This is a genomic window from Shewanella sp. 5_MG-2023, assembly GCF_030547465.1.
Lineage (GTDB): Bacteria > Pseudomonadota > Gammaproteobacteria > Enterobacterales > Shewanellaceae > Shewanella.
This window is the reverse complement of the sequence record NZ_JAUORC010000010.1, coordinates 81,272-98,330: the sequence shown is the minus strand read 5'-3', so window position 1 is coordinate 98,330 and position 17,059 is coordinate 81,272. Positions and strand designations below refer to the sequence as shown.

Below are 17,059 nucleotides of genomic sequence, written 5' to 3'. Positions count from 1 at the left end.
TTTATATTGTCGTATCTATAGGTCGTATTTATGCAAAAACAACAAGGTTTTACACTAATTGAATTAGTGGTAGTCATCATTATTTTAGGTATTTTAGCGGTGACCGCAGCGCCTAAATTTATCAATTTGCAAGGTGATGCTCGTGTATCAACTTTACAAGGTGTTAAAGCGGCGATTCAAGGTGCTAATAGCCTTGTATATTCAAAAGCAATCCTTGCTGGTGAAGAAAAGAACAACCCAGGTTCAGTAAGTATTGGTGCTGCAGCGGATGCTAAAACAGTATTTGGTTATATTGCAGCAACAGAAGCTGAATTATTAAATGCGGTAGATATTTCAGACGATGAATGGGATTTTACCGTGGTATCTGCTGCTGCAGATGTGCCTAAATCTATTGAGATCGTTCAAGTAGGCGCTCCTGAAGCTTGCAAGCTGACTTATAAAGAAAGTACAGGAGAGAATACACTCCCAACATTTTTAACTTTACCTACAGCTTCTGATTGTTAGTATGAAATCGCTTCAAAACTAAAGCCTGCTGTTGCAGGCTTTTTTATTGGCACGATTCCAGTATGTAAGCTAATTACTGACTAACATTGTCAATCAGCTAAATGGCAATTTTAATAAAGGATATCAAGACGTTTATGCTATATTTTGCCATACTATATAACTGATTTACTTTTTGATAGGTGGTAACGATCTTTTCACTCGGGCTTAAACATAAACGCGTTCATTGTGGCTTTACCTTAGTTGAGCTGGTGACTACGATTCTAATCGTAGGGATTATTGCTGTGTTTGTGATCCCAAGGCTCATCCCCCAGTCCAGCTATAGCGCGTATTCTTTGCGAAACGAATTTATTAGTGAGCTGCGCCAAGTGCAGTTAAGAGCAATGAATAATAGCGATCGTTGTTATCGTATTAGTGTGTCGCCAACGGGTTATCAGCTTAGCCACTATTCGCAAACGATTAACACCGCCTCCGCAAGCTGTAATACCGCAAACCTGTTGAGAACAGAAGTGGAACAAGCTTTTCAGGGTGGCGCTTATATCGAGCTGGCCAGTACAAGCGCGACGACCTTCTTTTTAGATTTTGATAATTATGGCCGCTCAAACATCAATTGCTCAGGCTTGTGTTTTAATGCGGTAACCGATGAAACCTTAGGTATTGCAATGGAATCTGAGGGCTATATTCATGGCTTATAAATTATCCCCATTTAATGCTTTTACGACTAAAAAATCAGGTTTTACTTTGATTGAACTAGTGGTGGGTATGCTTGTGTTGAGCATATCCATTGTACTGATGACCTCAATGCTGTTACCCCAAGCTGATCGCGCCGTTGAAACACTTTCACGGGTTCGCTCTGCTGAGCTTGCCCATTCGGTGATGAATGAGATTTGGGGTAAGCGCTTTGATGAAAATACCGATCCAAATGGTGGTATACCAGCGTGTAATTCTGCTGCTGGGGTAGCTTGTTCAACCACGCTGGGGCCAAACGGTGAAAGCCGTAATAATTTCAATGATGTGGATGATTACAAAGGCTTGAATATTAGCAGTCTCATGCTTGACTCAAACCAGACCTACGCCGAGGTGTATTTGGGCTATGAGTTAGAAGTTGATGTGTCATACCTTAACGGCCAAGCCGAAAAATTAATTACTGTAGATGTCACTACACCTGCTGGTGAAGTGATCACTTACCAAGCGGTAAGGAGTAATTACTAATGGGCATACTGCAACGGGCAAAACCTTTATCAAAAATAGGCGCGAAACAGGTCGGTTTTACCTTAATTGAAATGGTCACGGTTATTTTGATTTTGGGCATACTGGTGGTTGGAGTCAGCGGTTTTATTATTTTTGGCACCCGTATTTTTGTTGAATCAAGCTCAATTGATCAAGTGCTTAGCCAAAGCCGTTTTGCGGTTGAACGCATGACCCGTGATATTCGTAATGCAGTGCCAAATAGCGTCAGATTACGCACTGCAACAGGTGGCAGTTATCAATGTATTGAATTATTGCCCATTGATTCCAGCACCAGTTACCTTGAGCTGCCCATTTACCCTGATGATGCCCTTGTCAGCGGCACAGTGATTGATAATGGCATTAGCATTAACGCAGGGCAATATGCGCTGGTTTACCCACTCGCTAGCAATAGCAGCGGCGTTAACGATGTATATCAAGCCAGCAGAAACAAACGCTTTGAACTGCAATCAAGTTCAAGTTCAGCCAATGTGCTTACGCTAACATTTACTGGCCTAGCTCAATTTGCCGAGCAGTCGCCAATTAAACGTATCTACTTTGCCAGTCAGCCTATTAGTTATTGTTTTGAAAGCCCTATAGGTAATAGTGAGGTAAAACTTTATCGTTACGCTGACTATGGCTATATAGCGAGTCAGCCCGCACCATCGCAAATGGGCACTGCGGTATTGATGGCAGAAAATGTTAGTAACAATCTGCTACTAGAGCCTGCTATTAAACTGACTGAACAAAACCTAATGCGAAATGCCATAGTCCATATTGAACCCAGATTTAGTGTTAATGGCGAAACGTTCAAATATCAGCATCAAGTTAAGGTGACGAATGTTCCATAACCCCTTAAACAAGGCACTAAGCGCTAGTGGCTTAATAGCAAGACGTCAACGAGGCAGCGCCTTGGTGATTGCTATTTTTGTATTAATCGTCATGTTTTTACTGGCGGGCACATTAATTCGGATGCTGGAAGATAGCGATGATGCTGTGAACCTCGAAGTGTGGGGCGCCAGAGCCTTATTTGCCGCCAATAGCGGCGCAGATGCTGAATTAGCAAGCTTATTTCCGGTTGCTGGTGGGGTTGGTGTTTGCAATTCAGTACGTCATGAATGGAGCGCTCCATCAACAATTGGTTTCCACGGCTGTAGAGTCTTTTTGGCCTGTAACCCAACGGTGGCTAACGGCGTGACCCAATACAGCATTCTTAGCTATGCAGTTTGTGAAACCGGTAATTGTAGCGGCGATGCGGCTACAACAGATTGCCTGCGGGTTAATCGACAAGTTGAGGTAGAAGCCCGTGGTGATTAATTTTTTTAACAAGTGCCTATCAGCCATAGTCGTTTATTGTTTATTAATTATACCTGTGTTGGCATTTGAGGTTATTGATCAGAATGTTATTTGGGCTGATGTTGCCCAAGGTCATCGCGGGAATAATAACGGTAACTGTGCTTCAGGCACACAGTTATCGTTAAGTAATCAAAGTCGAATTAATGGTACTAATGGAGATGATTTACAGTTTTGTTCTATTAGCATTGTAAATGGTAATGGGAGAAGCTGCGATACTGCTGCTGGCGGTGATCGCACTTGTACTATTACCGGTAGAGATATCCGTGGCTTAGCGATGAACGGCACTAACAAATTTGAGACTAGTAATGGCAGGGCTGGTAGTGATTCTTGTAATAACAATGCTCAAATAACATTGGGTGATGGCGGTGAAAATGAATTTACAGAGATTAAGCTAGATAATTGTACGGCTACTATTACAAATGACTTTAATGAATATCGTTTTGATAAACTTGAACTGACTAATCGGGGTAAATTGATCTTGTCGGGTGGTGATTACTGGGTCGATGAATTACTTTTAGGTAGCGACTCATCCATTGAGTTACTTGGCGATGTGAGAATTTTTGTTAATCAGTCTGCGAATTGGAGTGATCGAGTAAAGCTGAATGATGGTAATAACTTTGAATTGCAATTAATTACCTATAGTTCACTAACACTAGCCAGTGGCACTACGGTTAATGGGTTGATTTTTGTTGATGGGACCTTGTCAATGACCAATCAGTCAATTATTAATGGTCGTGTGACAGCTAGAGTGTTAAATATGACCTCATCGACTATCAATGATGCATCATCCAACCCTGTCATTCCATTCCATATTCAATACGGTAAGTCTATATCTATAACTGATCCGAATACTGGAGCTACAACAGGGAGTGTTAGTTTTGAGACGCCTTTCCCCGCAGGTTCAACACCGCTAATCTTTTTAATGCCGACCATTTCTGAAACTGATGCAAATGGTGATGGCCCCGCTTCAGTCTTTTTAGAACAAGGCAGTGTAACCACATCAGGCTTTAGCTGGCAGCAACAAGAGCCGCCTTCACCAGCAAGGCGAAAGGTTGATTCTAACAATATGGTAGAGGTGCACTGGATTGCAGTTACAGAAGGCACCCATGACTTATCCAATGGCACCGAATTGATCGCCGGAACTGTGGCTGTAGATGATGCGCTAATTGGATCAAACTCACCTTATACCGATGTGATATTACCCGACACCCAAGATATCTTTTTGCACCAAATACAAACTCAGGTTAATAATTGTTGGCTTACCACTACCTCGCAATTTACAACGACTGGGGCTGAAGTTGCTTTAGAAGCATCTGAGGTCAGGCTTACCAGCCCGAATCGGTGCATGGAAGATAGATTGGAAAATGATGAGATTGCAGCCGAAACCGTAGCGTATATGTCGTTAAAGGCAGGTAACGGTACTATTGAGTTAAATGGTGAAAGTACAAATTTTCACTTTGGGAATGCGCAGACTTTCACTTCAGCAAATATTCAGGACTTAGATTATCAGTGTAACTTCACCACTAGTTTAACGGGCTTTAGCGATGCGCCAGTCTTAGTGTCAGGAAAAACCAGTCGACGTGGCGGTGATGGAGGCTGGCTGCGCCGTTGTCAGTTGACCAATGATACAGTCAGTATGGTGGTTGATGAAGATACTTATCGCAATACCGAGCGCCGTCATGTTTGGGAACATTACAGCTTTGTCGCTCTTGAAACGACTGCGATAACCGCAGCCATAGATCATTTTGAATATACCCACTCAGGCTCAGCGTTAACCTGTACAGCAGAAACATTAACCCTGAAAGCTTGCGCTGATGCCAGTTGTAGCACCACGGTTTCAGATACTGTATCAGCGAACTTAAGCCCAGCAACTATTACTGGTGGCGGAGGCTGGGTTGGCGGCAATAGTGTTAGCTTTAGTGACTCGACTCAAGTTGATTTAAGGCGCAACACTACGGGTAGTGTGACCGTTGGGATTATTAATTCAGTGCCTACCCCCATTAACCCCACTTTATGTAGCATTGCCGGTAATACCCCCACAGCGGCGCAATGTACTTTTAATTTTGCTGACAGCGGCTTTATTTTTACTGTGCCGGACAAGCTGGCTAATAAACCTGCCTCTGGTATTAGCGTTTCTGCGGTGAAAAAAGATGATGCCTCACAAGCGTGCGTACCGCAATTTGCTGATGTGACTAAAGATGTGGGCTTTTGGAGCGATTACGTTTCGCCGAGTTCAGTTATATCTGGGGCGCAAGTTGCAGTAACCGGTAATGGCGCAGCAACTGATATAGGGACATCCGTTGGCGCACGCACACTGATATCGCTGGATTTTGATGCTAATGGCGAAGCCGATATTAGCGTGAATTACCCTGATGCGGGTCAGATGCAATTAAATGCGCAATACGATGGCACTGGCGAGGAAGATGGATTAGTGATGGTGGGCGCAGACTCATTTGTCAGCTTTCCTGTGGGTTTATGCGTTAAACCTGTTGATGCCAATGCTAGCTGTGCAGCGGGCGATAGCAGTTGCAATGTATATAAAAAAGCCGGTGAGGAGTTTGATTTAACGATACAAGGTATGGCTTGGCAGTCTGATAATGATGGCGATTTTTGTGACAACTTAACTACGCCTAACTATATCCATAGTGGGATGACTTTGGGCAGTGAACTGGTGTCGCCAATACCTGGTGAGCAAGGCAGTCTTAGTATTGGTAATTACAACCATATTGCTGCGACTAATAATACCAATACTATTACGCAATCTATCAGTGAAGTAGGGGTATTTGAGTTTACAGTTAAGTCGCCATCCACTTATGAAGGTTCAACGTTTTACCCTATTCCACTGGCAAGCTCAGGCAATATCGGCCGCTTTGTACCTGATAGATTTGCCATTAGTGGCGTGAGTGTTTTACCTAGCTGCACAGGCTTTAGTTATATGGACCAGCCATTCCCACTGGCAATGAATATCAGTGCCTTTAATATCGGCAGTGAGGTAACTAAAAATTATCAAGGCAACTTCTCTAAAGCTACCGCGTTATTAGTGGGTGAAGACAGTGATAATGGCGATGATAAACGCAATCGCTTGAGTTCATTGCCTGTCACGACGAGCTCTTGGGTTGCAGGTGTGGCAACAGTGGATAGTAGCTATATGGCGACACTGAGCAGGCTTGCTGCTCCAGGTAAAGATGGCCCGTTTGATAACTTTGATATCGGGGTTATTGTCGATGACAACGATGGCGATCTTGCCTTTGTGGCCAATCCTGATATGAATGCGGCAACCTCTGGCTCTTGCGGTAGCAATTGTGATGCTAAATTGCTTTCTACTCAGCGTTTTCGCCATGGACGCATCGTGATGGATAATACCTATGGTGCTGAAAACGATACCCTAAAAATGCCAATTCGTGCTGAATATTGGAATGGCAGTGACTGGGCTACAAATGTTGAAGATAGTTGTAGTGTGGTTACGCCAGCATTAACTCGTCAAACTGATGATGCTGCATTGGGTTATCAATTTGAACCGGCATTAACGTCTGGCCAAGCGATTGAGCGAACTGGTCAATCAAGCAGTTTTGCTAACGGTGAGTTTACCTTGTTATGGAATGCACTTATCACTGGCCCTAATGATTATAGAGGCCAAGTTAGCGCGCCTTTAACTGTGCCAGTGTGGCTGCAATGGTATTGGGATTGGGACGATTTATCTTCCACCACCCTTTATGACCCAAGAGCTAGCGCTTTTTTTGGTCGCTATCGTGGTCATGATCGGATTATCTATTGGCGCGAAGTCCGTTAGCTGCTGATTTTAGCGCTTAGGTCATTTGCCTTAATGTCATTAATACTACTTTTGAGCTAACGCTGACCAAAACTTACTGCTGTTAAGCCGTGAGTCTTGGATATCGCGATTCCATGGAGGTTGGTTTTTGATGTTTTTTTCAGCGTTTATAGGCTGTTTTAAGTCAAAATTTAATTAATTTGCCTAATATAGAAAAAAAAAACCTAGATTAGCGATTGTTAACCTGTTCGGTCTTGTGGAAAGCCAGCGGCATTGATAAAGTTACCTGATTTTTCTTTCTTCTGACGATACAGAATACAGGCTAGATACATGTTCAAAAAGCTGCGTGGCGTTTTTTCAAATGACCTATCGATCGATTTAGGTACGGCAAATACATTAATTTACGTTCGTGACGAGGGGATCGTGCTAAACGAGCCATCGGTGGTCGCGATTCGTGGCGAGCGTGGCAGCAGCGGACAAAAATCAGTAGCTGCTGTGGGTACAGATGCAAAGCAAATGCTAGGCCGTACTCCTGGAAATATTCAAGCAATTCGACCAATGAAAGATGGCGTAATTGCTGACTTTTACGTGACTGAAAAAATGCTACAGCACTTCATTAAGCAAGTGCATAACAATAGCTTTTTCCGTCCAAGCCCGCGTGTCCTTGTTTGTGTGCCAGTTGGCGCAACACAAGTTGAGCGTCGTGCCATTCGTGAATCAGCCATGGGCGCTGGTGCGCGTGAAGTTTACTTAATTGAAGAGCCAATGGCTGCTGCAATCGGTGCTGGTTTACCAGTATCAGAAGCTACAGGTTCAATGGTTGTTGATATTGGTGGTGGTACTACTGAAGTGGCGATTATCTCGTTAAACGGTGTGGTTTACTCGTCATCAGTACGCATTGGTGGTGACAAATTTGACGATGCCATCATTAACTACGTACGCCGTAACTACGGTAGCTTAATCGGTGAAGCAACGGCTGAGCGTATTAAGCACACTATTGGTACTGCATATCCTGGCGACGAAGTACTTGAAATTGAAGTACGTGGTCGTAACCTTGCCGAAGGTGTACCAAGAAGCTTTACCCTAAATAGCAATGAAATCTTAGAAGCGCTACAAGAGCCGTTATCAGGTATTGTGAGTGCGGTAATGGTTGCATTAGAGCAGTCTCCACCAGAGCTGGCTTCAGATATTTCTGAGCGTGGCATGGTATTAACCGGTGGTGGCGCATTATTGCGTGATCTTGACCGTTTGCTCATGCAAGAAACCGGTATCCCGGTGATGGTTGCTGAAGATCCGCTAACCTGTGTTGCTCGTGGTGGCGGTAAAGCGCTAGAGATGATCGACATGCACGGTGGCGACTTATTCTCTGAAGAGAACTAAAGAGCGAACCAATGGCGGTGTATATTTTGACTTCTATAGCTAAAATGTCACCGCCTGATAATTATGAAACCAATTTTTGTTCGTGGTATATCGCAACAATTTAGATTAACACTGGCAATTATCTTGTCGGTGGTATTGCTTATCGCTAATGATCGCCTAGAACCTCTTCGTCAGTCCATTTCTTCTGTTTTAAGCCCGCTTCAATATTTAGCTAATGTCCCTGGTGTGATGCTGGATTGGTCTGCCGATTCTATTGCTACCCGTAATATGTTGGCAATACAAAACAAAGAGTTGATGCGCCAGCAATTACTGATGTCTGAGCGTTTACAACGTTTTGAACACTTGAGACAAGAAAATGAGCGCCTTAGAGCCTTACTCGGCTCACCGGTGCACATGGACTCGCGTAAAGTTGTCGCAGAAGTGATGGAAGTGGCAAGCGATCCTTTCAGGCATTATGTGGTACTTAACCACGGCGCTCGCACAGGGGTATTCGTCGGCCAGTCGGTTGTCGATGCCAAAGGCGTTGTTGGCCAAGTGGTTGAAGTGAGTGAACTTACCAGTCGAGTATTATTATTGACTGATACCAGCCACGGTATTCCGGTGCGAATTACCCGTAATGATGTTCGCGCCATTGCTCAGGGCACCGGTGATATCGATGAAATCGAATTACGCCATGTGGCTAAAAGTACCGACGTTAAAGTGGGTGACTTACTGGTGACATCGGGTCTTGGTAAGCGTTTTCCTGAAGGTTATCCAGTGGCGCGAGTGATGAACATTTCTCGTGATGCTGGCCAAAGTTACTCAGTTATTTCTGCGCAGCCATTAGCGGCCTTAGACCGTATCCGTTATGTATTATTGATTTGGCCTGATGAAGACCTTGAGTCTCTCAAGCCAACATTAGTCTCCGATATTCCTCCCCTTGAGGCAGATGCTGAATTAGTGACCGATACTGAGGTGAGCCAATGAGTGCGCATATTGCCAATGGCCGCATGGTGGTGTTGATCACCATTTTTGTCAGTATGATGTTTCAAATCATGCCGCTGCCGCCCATTGTTGAAGCTTGGCGACCAGATTGGTTGTTAATGGTTATGATTTATTGGGCGATGGCACTGCCACATCGTTATAGCGTACTTACCGCATGGGTCGTTGGCGTGCTGCTTGATGTGCTGCTTGGCGCGACCTTAGGGGTGCGCTCGTTAGCACTTTCGATTGTCATTTATCTTATTGTGATTCAATCCCAAAGGTTACGTAACTTTACCCGCTGGCAGCAGTCTATATTGGTGGCGCTGTTTGTGTGTTTATACCATTTGATTATTTATTGGGTCGAATTTGTGGTTAACGGGGTTGGCTTCGATTGGTCGATGTTCCTACCTGCGATATCCAGTATTTTCATGTGGTGGTGGTTTTTTTGGGTGTTACGCAACATTCGTCGACGTTATAAGGTTCGCTAAGTATGAGTTGGGTTCTTGCTTCAACATCACCTCGCCGTAAAGAATTACTGGCCCAAGCTGGTTTTTCAGATGCTGGATTTTCTTTTAAACAAGTGGCTCCAGATATTGATGAATCACTTATCCCTGGTGAGTCAGCAGTCGATTTTGTGCTGCGATTAGCCAAAGAAAAAGCCGCAGCAGGCTTAGCTTTATGTACTGACATCGACGATGCCAAAGTATTAGGCTCAGATACGATAGTGGTGCTAGGTGAGCAGATTTTAGGTAAGCCAGTAGACAGACAAGATGCCCAAGCTATTTTAGCGTCATTGTCGGGGAAAACCCATCAAGTAATGACAGCTGTAGCAGTGACTAATGGTACTACAACCTTAACAAGGCTTTGCCAAACGGCGGTGACCTTTTGTGAGTTATCCGCCCAGACTATTGATGCCTATATCGATACCCAAGAGCCAATGGATAAAGCCGGTGCTTATGGTATTCAAGGGTTAGGTGGTTGTTTTGTAAAGACCATTATTGGCAGTTATTCTGCCGTCGTCGGGTTACCGTTAGTAGAGACTCGCGAACTACTCACTGAAATGAACCTGATTAAATAAATAACACTCCTTTAGGTTATCTGTCTTTGACACTGAGCTGCAGAAGTTGGCTCGATAACCCATATCGTATAACAAGACGTTAAACAGGTGGCTTATGCAAACTAAAGCTCAGCGTAAAAAAGGCTCTGAATTACTGATTAACGTGACGCCAACAGAAGCGAGAGTCGCACTGGTTGAGCATGGCGTTCTGCAAGAAGTCCATATTGAACGACGTATGAAGCGTGGTTTAGTCGGTAATATCTACAAAGGTAAAATCAGTCGGGTGCTACCTGGCATGCAAGCCGCTTTTGTGGATATTGGTCTTGAAAAAGCTGCATTTTTACATGCCTCAGATATTGTTCCCCATACCGAATGTGTTGCCGATGTTGAAAAAGGCAACTTTGTGGTGCGTGATATTGCCGAATTAGTCAGGCAAGGTCAGGACATCATAGTGCAAGTGGTGAAAGATCCTCTTGGTACTAAAGGTGCTCGTCTCACCACAGATATTACTTTGCCTTCACGCTACTTAGTCTTTATGCCAGGTTCAAGCCATGTGGGTGTATCTCAGCGGATTGAAGAAGAGACTGAGCGGGCTCGCTTAAAAGCGATTACCGAACCTTATGTTGATGAAGATGGTGGTTTTATTATTCGCACCGCTGCTGAAGGCGTAGGCGATGATGAACTGGCTCAAGACGCGGCGTTTTTGCGACGGGTATGGAAAAAAGTTTGTGAACGTAGAAAGCGCAAAGGCGCGACTTTGTTGTATCAAGACTTAGCCCTACAGGTGCGGATTATTCGTGACTTTGTTGGCGCCGAACTTGACCATATTCAAGTGGATTCTCGACGCACTTTTGCAGAACTGCAGGGTTTTGCGCAAGAGTTTATGCCTGAAATTGCCGAAAAACTTGAGCATTACTCAGGGCCAGCCCCCATTTTTGAACTCTATGACGTTGAAAATGAAATTCAGCGCGCATTGGGGCGTAAAGTCGAATTAAAGTCAGGCGGCTATTTAATTATTGATCAAACTGAAGCCATGACCACAGTCGATATTAATACCGGCGCTTTTGTGGGGCATCGTAACTTAGCCGAGACCATTTTTAATACTAACCTTGAAGCCACTCAAGCGATTGCTAGGCAGCTGCGGTTACGTAATTTAGGTGGCATTATCATTATCGACTTTATTGATATGCTTAATGATGAGCATAAAAAGCGGGTGCTAGACAGCTTAAATAGCGCTTTAGCGAACGACAGAGTTAAAACCAGTGTCAGCGGTTTTTCGGGTTTAGGTTTAGTGGAAATGACCCGTAAGCGCACCCGTGAAAGTTTAGAGCACGTCGTCTGCGGCGAGTGCCCAGCTTGCCAAGGTACTGGCTCAATGAAAACCGTTGAAACTGTTTCTTATGAAGTGTTTAGAGAAATCATTCGCTTGAATCGTGCTTACCAAGCAGATGAGTTTTTATTGTATTGCTCGCCTGCGGTTTATAAGAGCTTAAGCAATGAAGAAGGGCATTTATTAGCCGAGCTTGAAGTGTATATCGGTAAACGTATTAGACTGCAAAATGAAACCTTATATACCCAAAATAAGTATGACGTGGTGATGGTGTAGTGCCCAAGAGTAAAACCTTAATTGCGTGCAGAATATGCTTTCAATCAGTAGCCGTAGTCTTGGTACTATTCGCGCTAGCGGTCAGTCTTATCCGCGGTTTGCTGCCACATTTACCTGAAGTGCGTTCAGAAATTGTTGATTATTTATATCAGCAATATCAGCTTGAGGTTCAAGTGGGTGAGGTTTCTGCTGAATGGCAGGCCTATGGCCCCGCTTTAACCGTCAGTAATATCGTGATCCCGCCGCAGCAAGCTATACCAGTGACTGCAATTGCCAGCAAGGTACATCTAAAACTGGATTTTTGGCAAACGCTACTTAGCCTTAGCCCGCAAATCGAAACGGTCAAGTTTGATGGCATTCATGTGGCATTGAACATGGATGCGCTTGCAAGCTCTGAGGCCACCTCAGCTGCTGCCACAGATCTCGATTGGCTCTATGCGCTATTGTTAGAGCAACTAGAGACTTTTTCAATCAGTGATGGCACCTTACAATTACTCAGTAACAGCCATGATTATCGGCCGATATTTATTAGTAATTTAACTTGGCATAATATGGCGGGCATGCACAGAGCTAAAGGCTTTATACATCTTGATGAGCAAGCTTCAGAAAAAGAGCTACTGGCTTTAAGAGTTGATTTAAAAGGCAGTGGTTATCAACCCGATAATCTTAAGGGCCAAGTGTATATCTCGGCTGAGTCGTTGGACTTGGGGGAATGGGCATCAAGACAACATGAGAAAGAGTTAAAGCTTGATAGTATTGAATTTGAAGGCATTGTAAATTTAAAAGCTTGGCTCGGGTTTGAGCACCGCACCATTAATACTGGTTTATTAGTCTTTGAGCCAAGTTGGCTACAATGGCATGGGACTACTGAGTCGCAGAAATTTGAAATTGGTGGCGGCGCGTTAACTTGGCAGCCCAGTGATAACGGCTGGCAGATTAATAGCTATGACCTTGATTTTAAATCGAATGAGCAAGCTTGGCCTGAGTTACAACTATCTTTAAAAACCAACTACCGTGACTTATCCGTTAGCGTTAATCAAATCGCCCCAGAAATGCTGACACCATTATTGCCGTTAATCCCGTCAATGGGCCTTAAAGGGGTTGAGCAATGGGGTAAATTGCAACCACAGGGCAGTATTGGGCCACTGCAATTACTCAAAGTTGCCGATAAACCGCTATTGTTTAAAACTGATATTAAACAACTGCAATGGCAAGCTGCGGGGAATATTCCCGGCAGTAAACCCATTGATGGCAGCCTTTCTTGGGCTAATAATCTATTAAGTGCCGAGTTTCCTGCGCAGCAATATCAGCTAGATTTTCAAGATGGTTTTGAAGCGCCGCTAACATTATCGGCTGATGCATTTAAAGCGCAGTATAGTTTAGCTAAATCACGGCTTACCTTACCCAAAGTCCATTTTTACAATGATGATATTGATCTCGCCGCATCAATGCAGCTGGATATGGCTGCGCAAGCGCACTTGGCGTTAAATGCTAATGTGGCTATCAGCAATGCTGCCAATGTAGGGCGTTATTTCCCTCTTAAAACCATGAGTGATGATTTAGTCAGTTATCTAAACCAGGCTATTCTCAAAGGTCATATTCCTGATGCGCAAGTTGTGTGGCATGGTGATCTAAGCGGTTTTCCTTATCAAGACAGTTCAGGTATTTTTCAAGCTGGGTTTAACCTTAATGACGGCGCATTTGAGTTTCAGCCTGATTGGCCCAAAGTTGATGATTTGAGCTTATATGCCTTATTTGAAAATGCCGCCATGGATATCATGATTAATAAGGGCAAATTATTAGACGTAAATGCTGCTGGCGCCCATGTTTATATTCCGTTTATGGGTAAAGATACCACCTTAAAAATTGAAGCTGAAATCGCGGCAACAGCAGCGGCTGCAAAAACGCTTATTGATAACTCGCCTTTGCAATCATCTGTGGGGACGACCTTGGATGTGGTACAAATTTCAGGGGATATTATCAGTGATTTAGATTTAACCATTCCGCTGTATGAGGGCGGTGTTGCTGACAATAAAGGCTTAATTCATTTTAACGATAACCAGGTGTTTATCGCCACACCAGGGCTTAACTTGGAAAAAGTAAATGGCACTGTGGCATTTATTAATGCTGAAGTTAACGGCAATCAAATCAACGCAGATTTATTTGAGCAGCCACTGACATTTGATTTTGGCACCAACAAAACCTCAGCTGATGATTTAGCCTTAAGCGTTGGTTTAAAAGGATTGTGGGATTTAGACAATCTACCTGATTATATTGATAACCCGTTATCTGACTATTATTCCGGTCAACTGGATTGGGATGGCGGGGTCACTATGATATTTGATCCCACAGGTTACAGCCTGCAAGTACAGCTTAACTCAGACTTAGTTGGCGCTGAATTATCCTTACCTGCGCCGTTTACAAAAGCAGCCGCTACGCCTACCCGATTAAGTGCAGAGCTTATTGGCGATAATAAACAGGCCTCATTGGGGCTTAAACTAGCGAAACAAGCTGAGTTTTGGGGCGGCTTCAATCAACAAAGTGGTGATAATTTAGCCCATTATGATCTGATCTTGGGGCGTCAGTTTAAGTTAGGCGACAAGCTTGCCAAAGACCAAGGTCATATCATTATTGATTTACCTGATGCGGTGCTGACTCAGTGGCTGCCGATCATCAGTCAATTTACCGATAAGGCAAGCTCAAGTATCGATCTTCCAGATACCACGGCTGCGGCACTGGTAAATACTGAAGAGGAAATGGCCAGTATTTTTGCCAATAAGCCTGCAGCTGAGTCAGCCGTGGTTGATACTGTGACAGCCCATGCAGCGAAAACCTCAGCGCCCACTGAAAACCAGCCTAGCACCACAGAAGCTACCCTAACGCGGCCAAAAGCTAGCTTCTTCCCGCCGCTAGCGTTAATTGATGCCAAGGTGGGTAAATTAGATATTTTAGCCCAAGACTTTAATCAACTGAGTTTTAGCGCCAAGCCGTTAGAGCATGTATGGCGTTTTGATGTTTTGTCACAAGAATTTGATGGGCGGATTGATTTTTATTCCAGTTGGCGTGAACAAGGCTTAAAAGTTGTTGCCAGTAAATTGCATTTAACGCCCAGGGTTAAACCTGCTGAAGAAGCGGAGTTCAGCCCAGATAATATGCTCGATAATTTACCGCCATTAGCTGTGGATGTGGATGATTTTGGCATCTACGATAGGCGTCTGGGCCATTTAGTGCTGCAGGGTATTCCTTATGAAGACGGTTATCGCTTTCAAACATTAACCCTCACCCGGCCCATTGTTAGCTTGCAAGCTACTGGCGATTGGACCTTTAAAGATGGCAAAAACCTGACTAAGTTTGATGTTAAATTGAAAGCCAGTAAATTTGATGCATTGTCAGAAGTCCTTGGGATTAACCCCGGCTTAAAAGACGCCCCCCTTGATTTAGTTGGTGAGTTTTCATGGCAGGGCCCGCCTTATGGTTTCTCATTAGACACCCTAAACGGTAAATTACGTTTTGATATGGGCAAAGGTTACTTATCTGAAATTAGTGATAAAGGTGCGCGGATATTCTCGCTATTTAGCCTAGATTCTATAGTGCGTAAGTTATCTTTAGATTTTTCTGATGTGTTTGGTAAAGGGTTACACTTTGACTCGTTCGGGGGCTCACTTAATATCGATAACGGTGTGGTTAAAACCACTGACACTGAAATGGATGCGATTGCCGGTAATATGAAAGTGCGTGGTTATACTGATTTAACCACCCAAAGTTTAAATTATGATATTCGCTTTATTCCGCAATTGGCATCAAGTGTGCCTACAGTGGTATTACTTAGTACCAGCGCATGGACTTTAGGCTTAGGTGCCTTTGCCTTGACCAAGGTATTAGAGCCTGTGATTGAGGTTATTTCTGAAATTCGTTTTCGCCTTGGTGGTACTATGACCGAGCCACAATTAGAAGAGCTTGAGCGAAAAAGTAAAGAAATCGAAATCCCAGAATCAATTTTGCCAAGAACGCCAGCAACACAAGTCAGCCCTGATAAGGTCGAGGCAGGTACGGTAAGCTCGGAAGCTATTAGCTCTAAAGCTGAGAGTGTAGAACTAAACCGCTCTGAAAATCAGCCGAATGCAACTGATGTTAATAAAGCTAATGTTAATAAAGCTAATGTTAATGACGCTGGTGTTAATGAAGTAGATGCTACTGACATAAACCTTAAAGCAGATGAAGCAGTCACAGAGGCCGCAGCCAATATCGTGTCCTTTAGCCTGTATCATCGACAATGCCAAGGAGGCGCCAATGCAAGTCAGTTTATTGCAATGTCAAAGCAGCACAGATGTCAAAGCCAATCTGGCCTTTATCGACTCGCAGCTTAGTGTATTACCTCGAAAGGCTAATGAACCGCAACTGGTAGTACTGCCTGAGTGCAGTTTGCTATTTGGTGGTCACGAGCAGCAGCAATTAGCTGTTGCTGCTGTGGAAGAATCCAGCAAACTTAAACAGCAACTGGCCGCATTAGCTCAGCGTCATCATGTTTATATGGTGGCCGGAACTATCCCGATTTCTGCAGATGCAGCTAGGGTCTATAGTCGCAGTTACTTATTTGATGATGAAGGCAATACCTTAGGCAGCTATGATAAGTTACACTTATTTGATGTTGAGGTTGCCGATAAAACGCAATCCTATCGAGAAAGTGATACTTTTTGCCCAGGGGATCGTATCACTGTCATTGACACCCCATTTGGCAAGGTAGGCTTAGCCATTTGCTACGATATACGTTTTGCTGACTTATTCAGGGCATTAAGGTTAGCGGGGGCAGAAATTATTGCCTTGCCATCTGCATTTACTAAGGTAACAGGCGCAGCCCATTGGCAAACCTTGATCCAAGCAAGGGCGATTGAAACCCAGTGTTATTTTCTGGCTGCCGATCAATGGGGTCAGCATAACCAAGGTAGCCGAGAAACCTGGGGCCAAAGTATGATAGTAGACCCTTGGGGCAAGATTATCGCTGAGAAAAAGACCGGTCTAGGTTGGGTGCAAGCCCAGCTTGATTTAGCCGCCTTAGCGACCATAAGACAACAAATTCCAGTGGCGGCGCACAATCGCTTTATTGCGCCCCAATTAAAATAAATACTGAATTAGCTAACATATCGAGCGATGAATTAAGTTCGGTGAGACAAGAATCCACATACAGGCCATGGGGCTTAAA

The 17,059-nt window shown here is 44.0% G+C and carries 13 protein-coding genes; all 13 read left to right on the top strand.

From position 1 onward, the window contains the following. Positions 1-30: 30 nt before the first annotated feature. The 13 genes from Q4557_RS07685 to Q4557_RS07625 all read left to right on the top strand — a co-directional run bounded on the left by Q4557_RS07685 (position 31) and on the right by Q4557_RS07625 (position 16,980). Positions 31-504: a type II secretion system protein gene (locus Q4557_RS07685; protein WP_303411874.1), complete on the top strand. Its 474-nt coding sequence runs from the start codon at positions 31-33 to the stop codon at positions 502-504. Between the two features lie 188 nt (positions 505-692). Then, the gene (locus tag Q4557_RS07680) at positions 693-1,196 is read left to right on the top strand and encodes a Tfp pilus assembly protein FimT/FimU (RefSeq protein ID WP_368506491.1); all 504 of its coding nucleotides are present in this window, start codon (positions 693-695) and stop codon (positions 1,194-1,196) included. Next, a complete protein-coding gene (locus tag Q4557_RS07675) occupies positions 1,186-1,713 on the top strand; it encodes a prepilin-type N-terminal cleavage/methylation domain-containing protein (protein ID WP_102440001.1) in 528 nt (175 codons plus the stop codon). Before Q4557_RS07680 ends, Q4557_RS07675 begins: the two co-directional genes overlap by 11 nt. Next, complete coding sequence (locus tag Q4557_RS07670; protein ID WP_102531489.1) at positions 1,713-2,579, top strand: PilW family protein; 867 nt, start codon at positions 1,713-1,715, stop codon at positions 2,577-2,579. Before Q4557_RS07675 ends, Q4557_RS07670 begins: the two co-directional genes overlap by 1 nt. Further along, complete coding sequence (locus tag Q4557_RS07665) at positions 2,569-3,045, top strand: MSHA biogenesis protein MshP (RefSeq protein ID WP_303411867.1); 477 nt, start codon at positions 2,569-2,571, stop codon at positions 3,043-3,045. Before Q4557_RS07670 ends, Q4557_RS07665 begins: the two co-directional genes overlap by 11 nt. Then, positions 3,035-6,874 (top strand): DUF6701 domain-containing protein, encoded by a 3,840-nt coding sequence (locus tag Q4557_RS07660; RefSeq protein WP_303411865.1) that lies wholly within the window; start codon positions 3,035-3,037, stop codon positions 6,872-6,874. Before Q4557_RS07665 ends, Q4557_RS07660 begins: the two co-directional genes overlap by 11 nt. Before the next feature lie 309 nt (positions 6,875-7,183). After that, positions 7,184-8,233, top strand: coding sequence for a rod shape-determining protein (locus Q4557_RS07655; RefSeq protein ID WP_076538556.1), 1,050 nt, complete (start codon positions 7,184-7,186; stop codon positions 8,231-8,233). Positions 8,234-8,296: 63 nt separating this feature from the next. Continuing rightward, entirely contained in the window at positions 8,297-9,199 is a 903-nt protein-coding gene (mreC, locus tag Q4557_RS07650; protein WP_102439997.1) for a rod shape-determining protein MreC, read from the top strand. Beyond that, positions 9,196-9,684: a rod shape-determining protein MreD gene (gene mreD, locus Q4557_RS07645; RefSeq protein ID WP_102531486.1), complete on the top strand. Its 489-nt coding sequence runs from the start codon at positions 9,196-9,198 to the stop codon at positions 9,682-9,684. Before mreC ends, mreD begins: the two co-directional genes overlap by 4 nt. A 2-nt stretch (positions 9,685-9,686) precedes the next feature. Continuing rightward, positions 9,687-10,274 carry a nucleoside triphosphate pyrophosphatase gene (locus Q4557_RS07640; RefSeq protein ID WP_102439995.1) on the top strand — a complete coding sequence of 196 codons (588 nt, stop codon included), beginning with the start codon at positions 9,687-9,689 and terminating at the stop codon, positions 10,272-10,274. Positions 10,275-10,368: 94 nt separating this feature from the next. Then, positions 10,369-11,859 carry a ribonuclease G gene (gene rng, locus Q4557_RS07635; RefSeq protein WP_102439994.1) on the top strand — a complete coding sequence of 497 codons (1,491 nt, stop codon included), beginning with the start codon at positions 10,369-10,371 and terminating at the stop codon, positions 11,857-11,859. Further along, entirely contained in the window at positions 11,859-16,226 is a 4,368-nt protein-coding gene (locus Q4557_RS07630) for a YhdP family protein (RefSeq protein WP_303411862.1), read from the top strand. The genes rng and Q4557_RS07630 overlap by 1 nt, the downstream gene beginning before the upstream one ends. Continuing rightward, the gene (locus Q4557_RS07625; protein ID WP_303411861.1) at positions 16,150-16,980 is read left to right on the top strand and encodes a carbon-nitrogen hydrolase family protein; all 831 of its coding nucleotides are present in this window, start codon (positions 16,150-16,152) and stop codon (positions 16,978-16,980) included. Before Q4557_RS07630 ends, Q4557_RS07625 begins: the two co-directional genes overlap by 77 nt. Positions 16,981-17,059: the final 79 nt, after the last annotated feature.

What these genes read in the sequence shown, in the direction of transcription:
- mreD (WP_102531486.1), top strand. Translation starts at nt 9,196, where the DNA reads ATGAGTGCGCATATTGCCAATGGCCGCATGGTGGTGTTGATCACCATT.
- Q4557_RS07665 (WP_303411867.1), top strand. Translation starts at nt 2,569, where the DNA reads ATGTTCCATAACCCCTTAAACAAGGCACTAAGCGCTAGTGGCTTAATA.
- Q4557_RS07655 (WP_076538556.1), top strand. Translation starts at nt 7,184, where the DNA reads ATGTTCAAAAAGCTGCGTGGCGTTTTTTCAAATGACCTATCGATCGAT.
- Q4557_RS07640 (WP_102439995.1), top strand. Translation starts at nt 9,687, where the DNA reads ATGAGTTGGGTTCTTGCTTCAACATCACCTCGCCGTAAAGAATTACTG.
- rng (WP_102439994.1), top strand. Translation starts at nt 10,369, where the DNA reads ATGCAAACTAAAGCTCAGCGTAAAAAAGGCTCTGAATTACTGATTAAC.
- Q4557_RS07685 (WP_303411874.1), top strand. Translation starts at nt 31, where the DNA reads ATGCAAAAACAACAAGGTTTTACACTAATTGAATTAGTGGTAGTCATC.
- Q4557_RS07675 (WP_102440001.1), top strand. Translation starts at nt 1,186, where the DNA reads ATGGCTTATAAATTATCCCCATTTAATGCTTTTACGACTAAAAAATCA.
- mreC (WP_102439997.1), top strand. Translation starts at nt 8,297, where the DNA reads ATGAAACCAATTTTTGTTCGTGGTATATCGCAACAATTTAGATTAACA.
- Q4557_RS07625 (WP_303411861.1), top strand. Translation starts at nt 16,150, where the DNA reads ATGCAAGTCAGTTTATTGCAATGTCAAAGCAGCACAGATGTCAAAGCC.
- Q4557_RS07670 (WP_102531489.1), top strand. Translation starts at nt 1,713, where the DNA reads ATGGGCATACTGCAACGGGCAAAACCTTTATCAAAAATAGGCGCGAAA.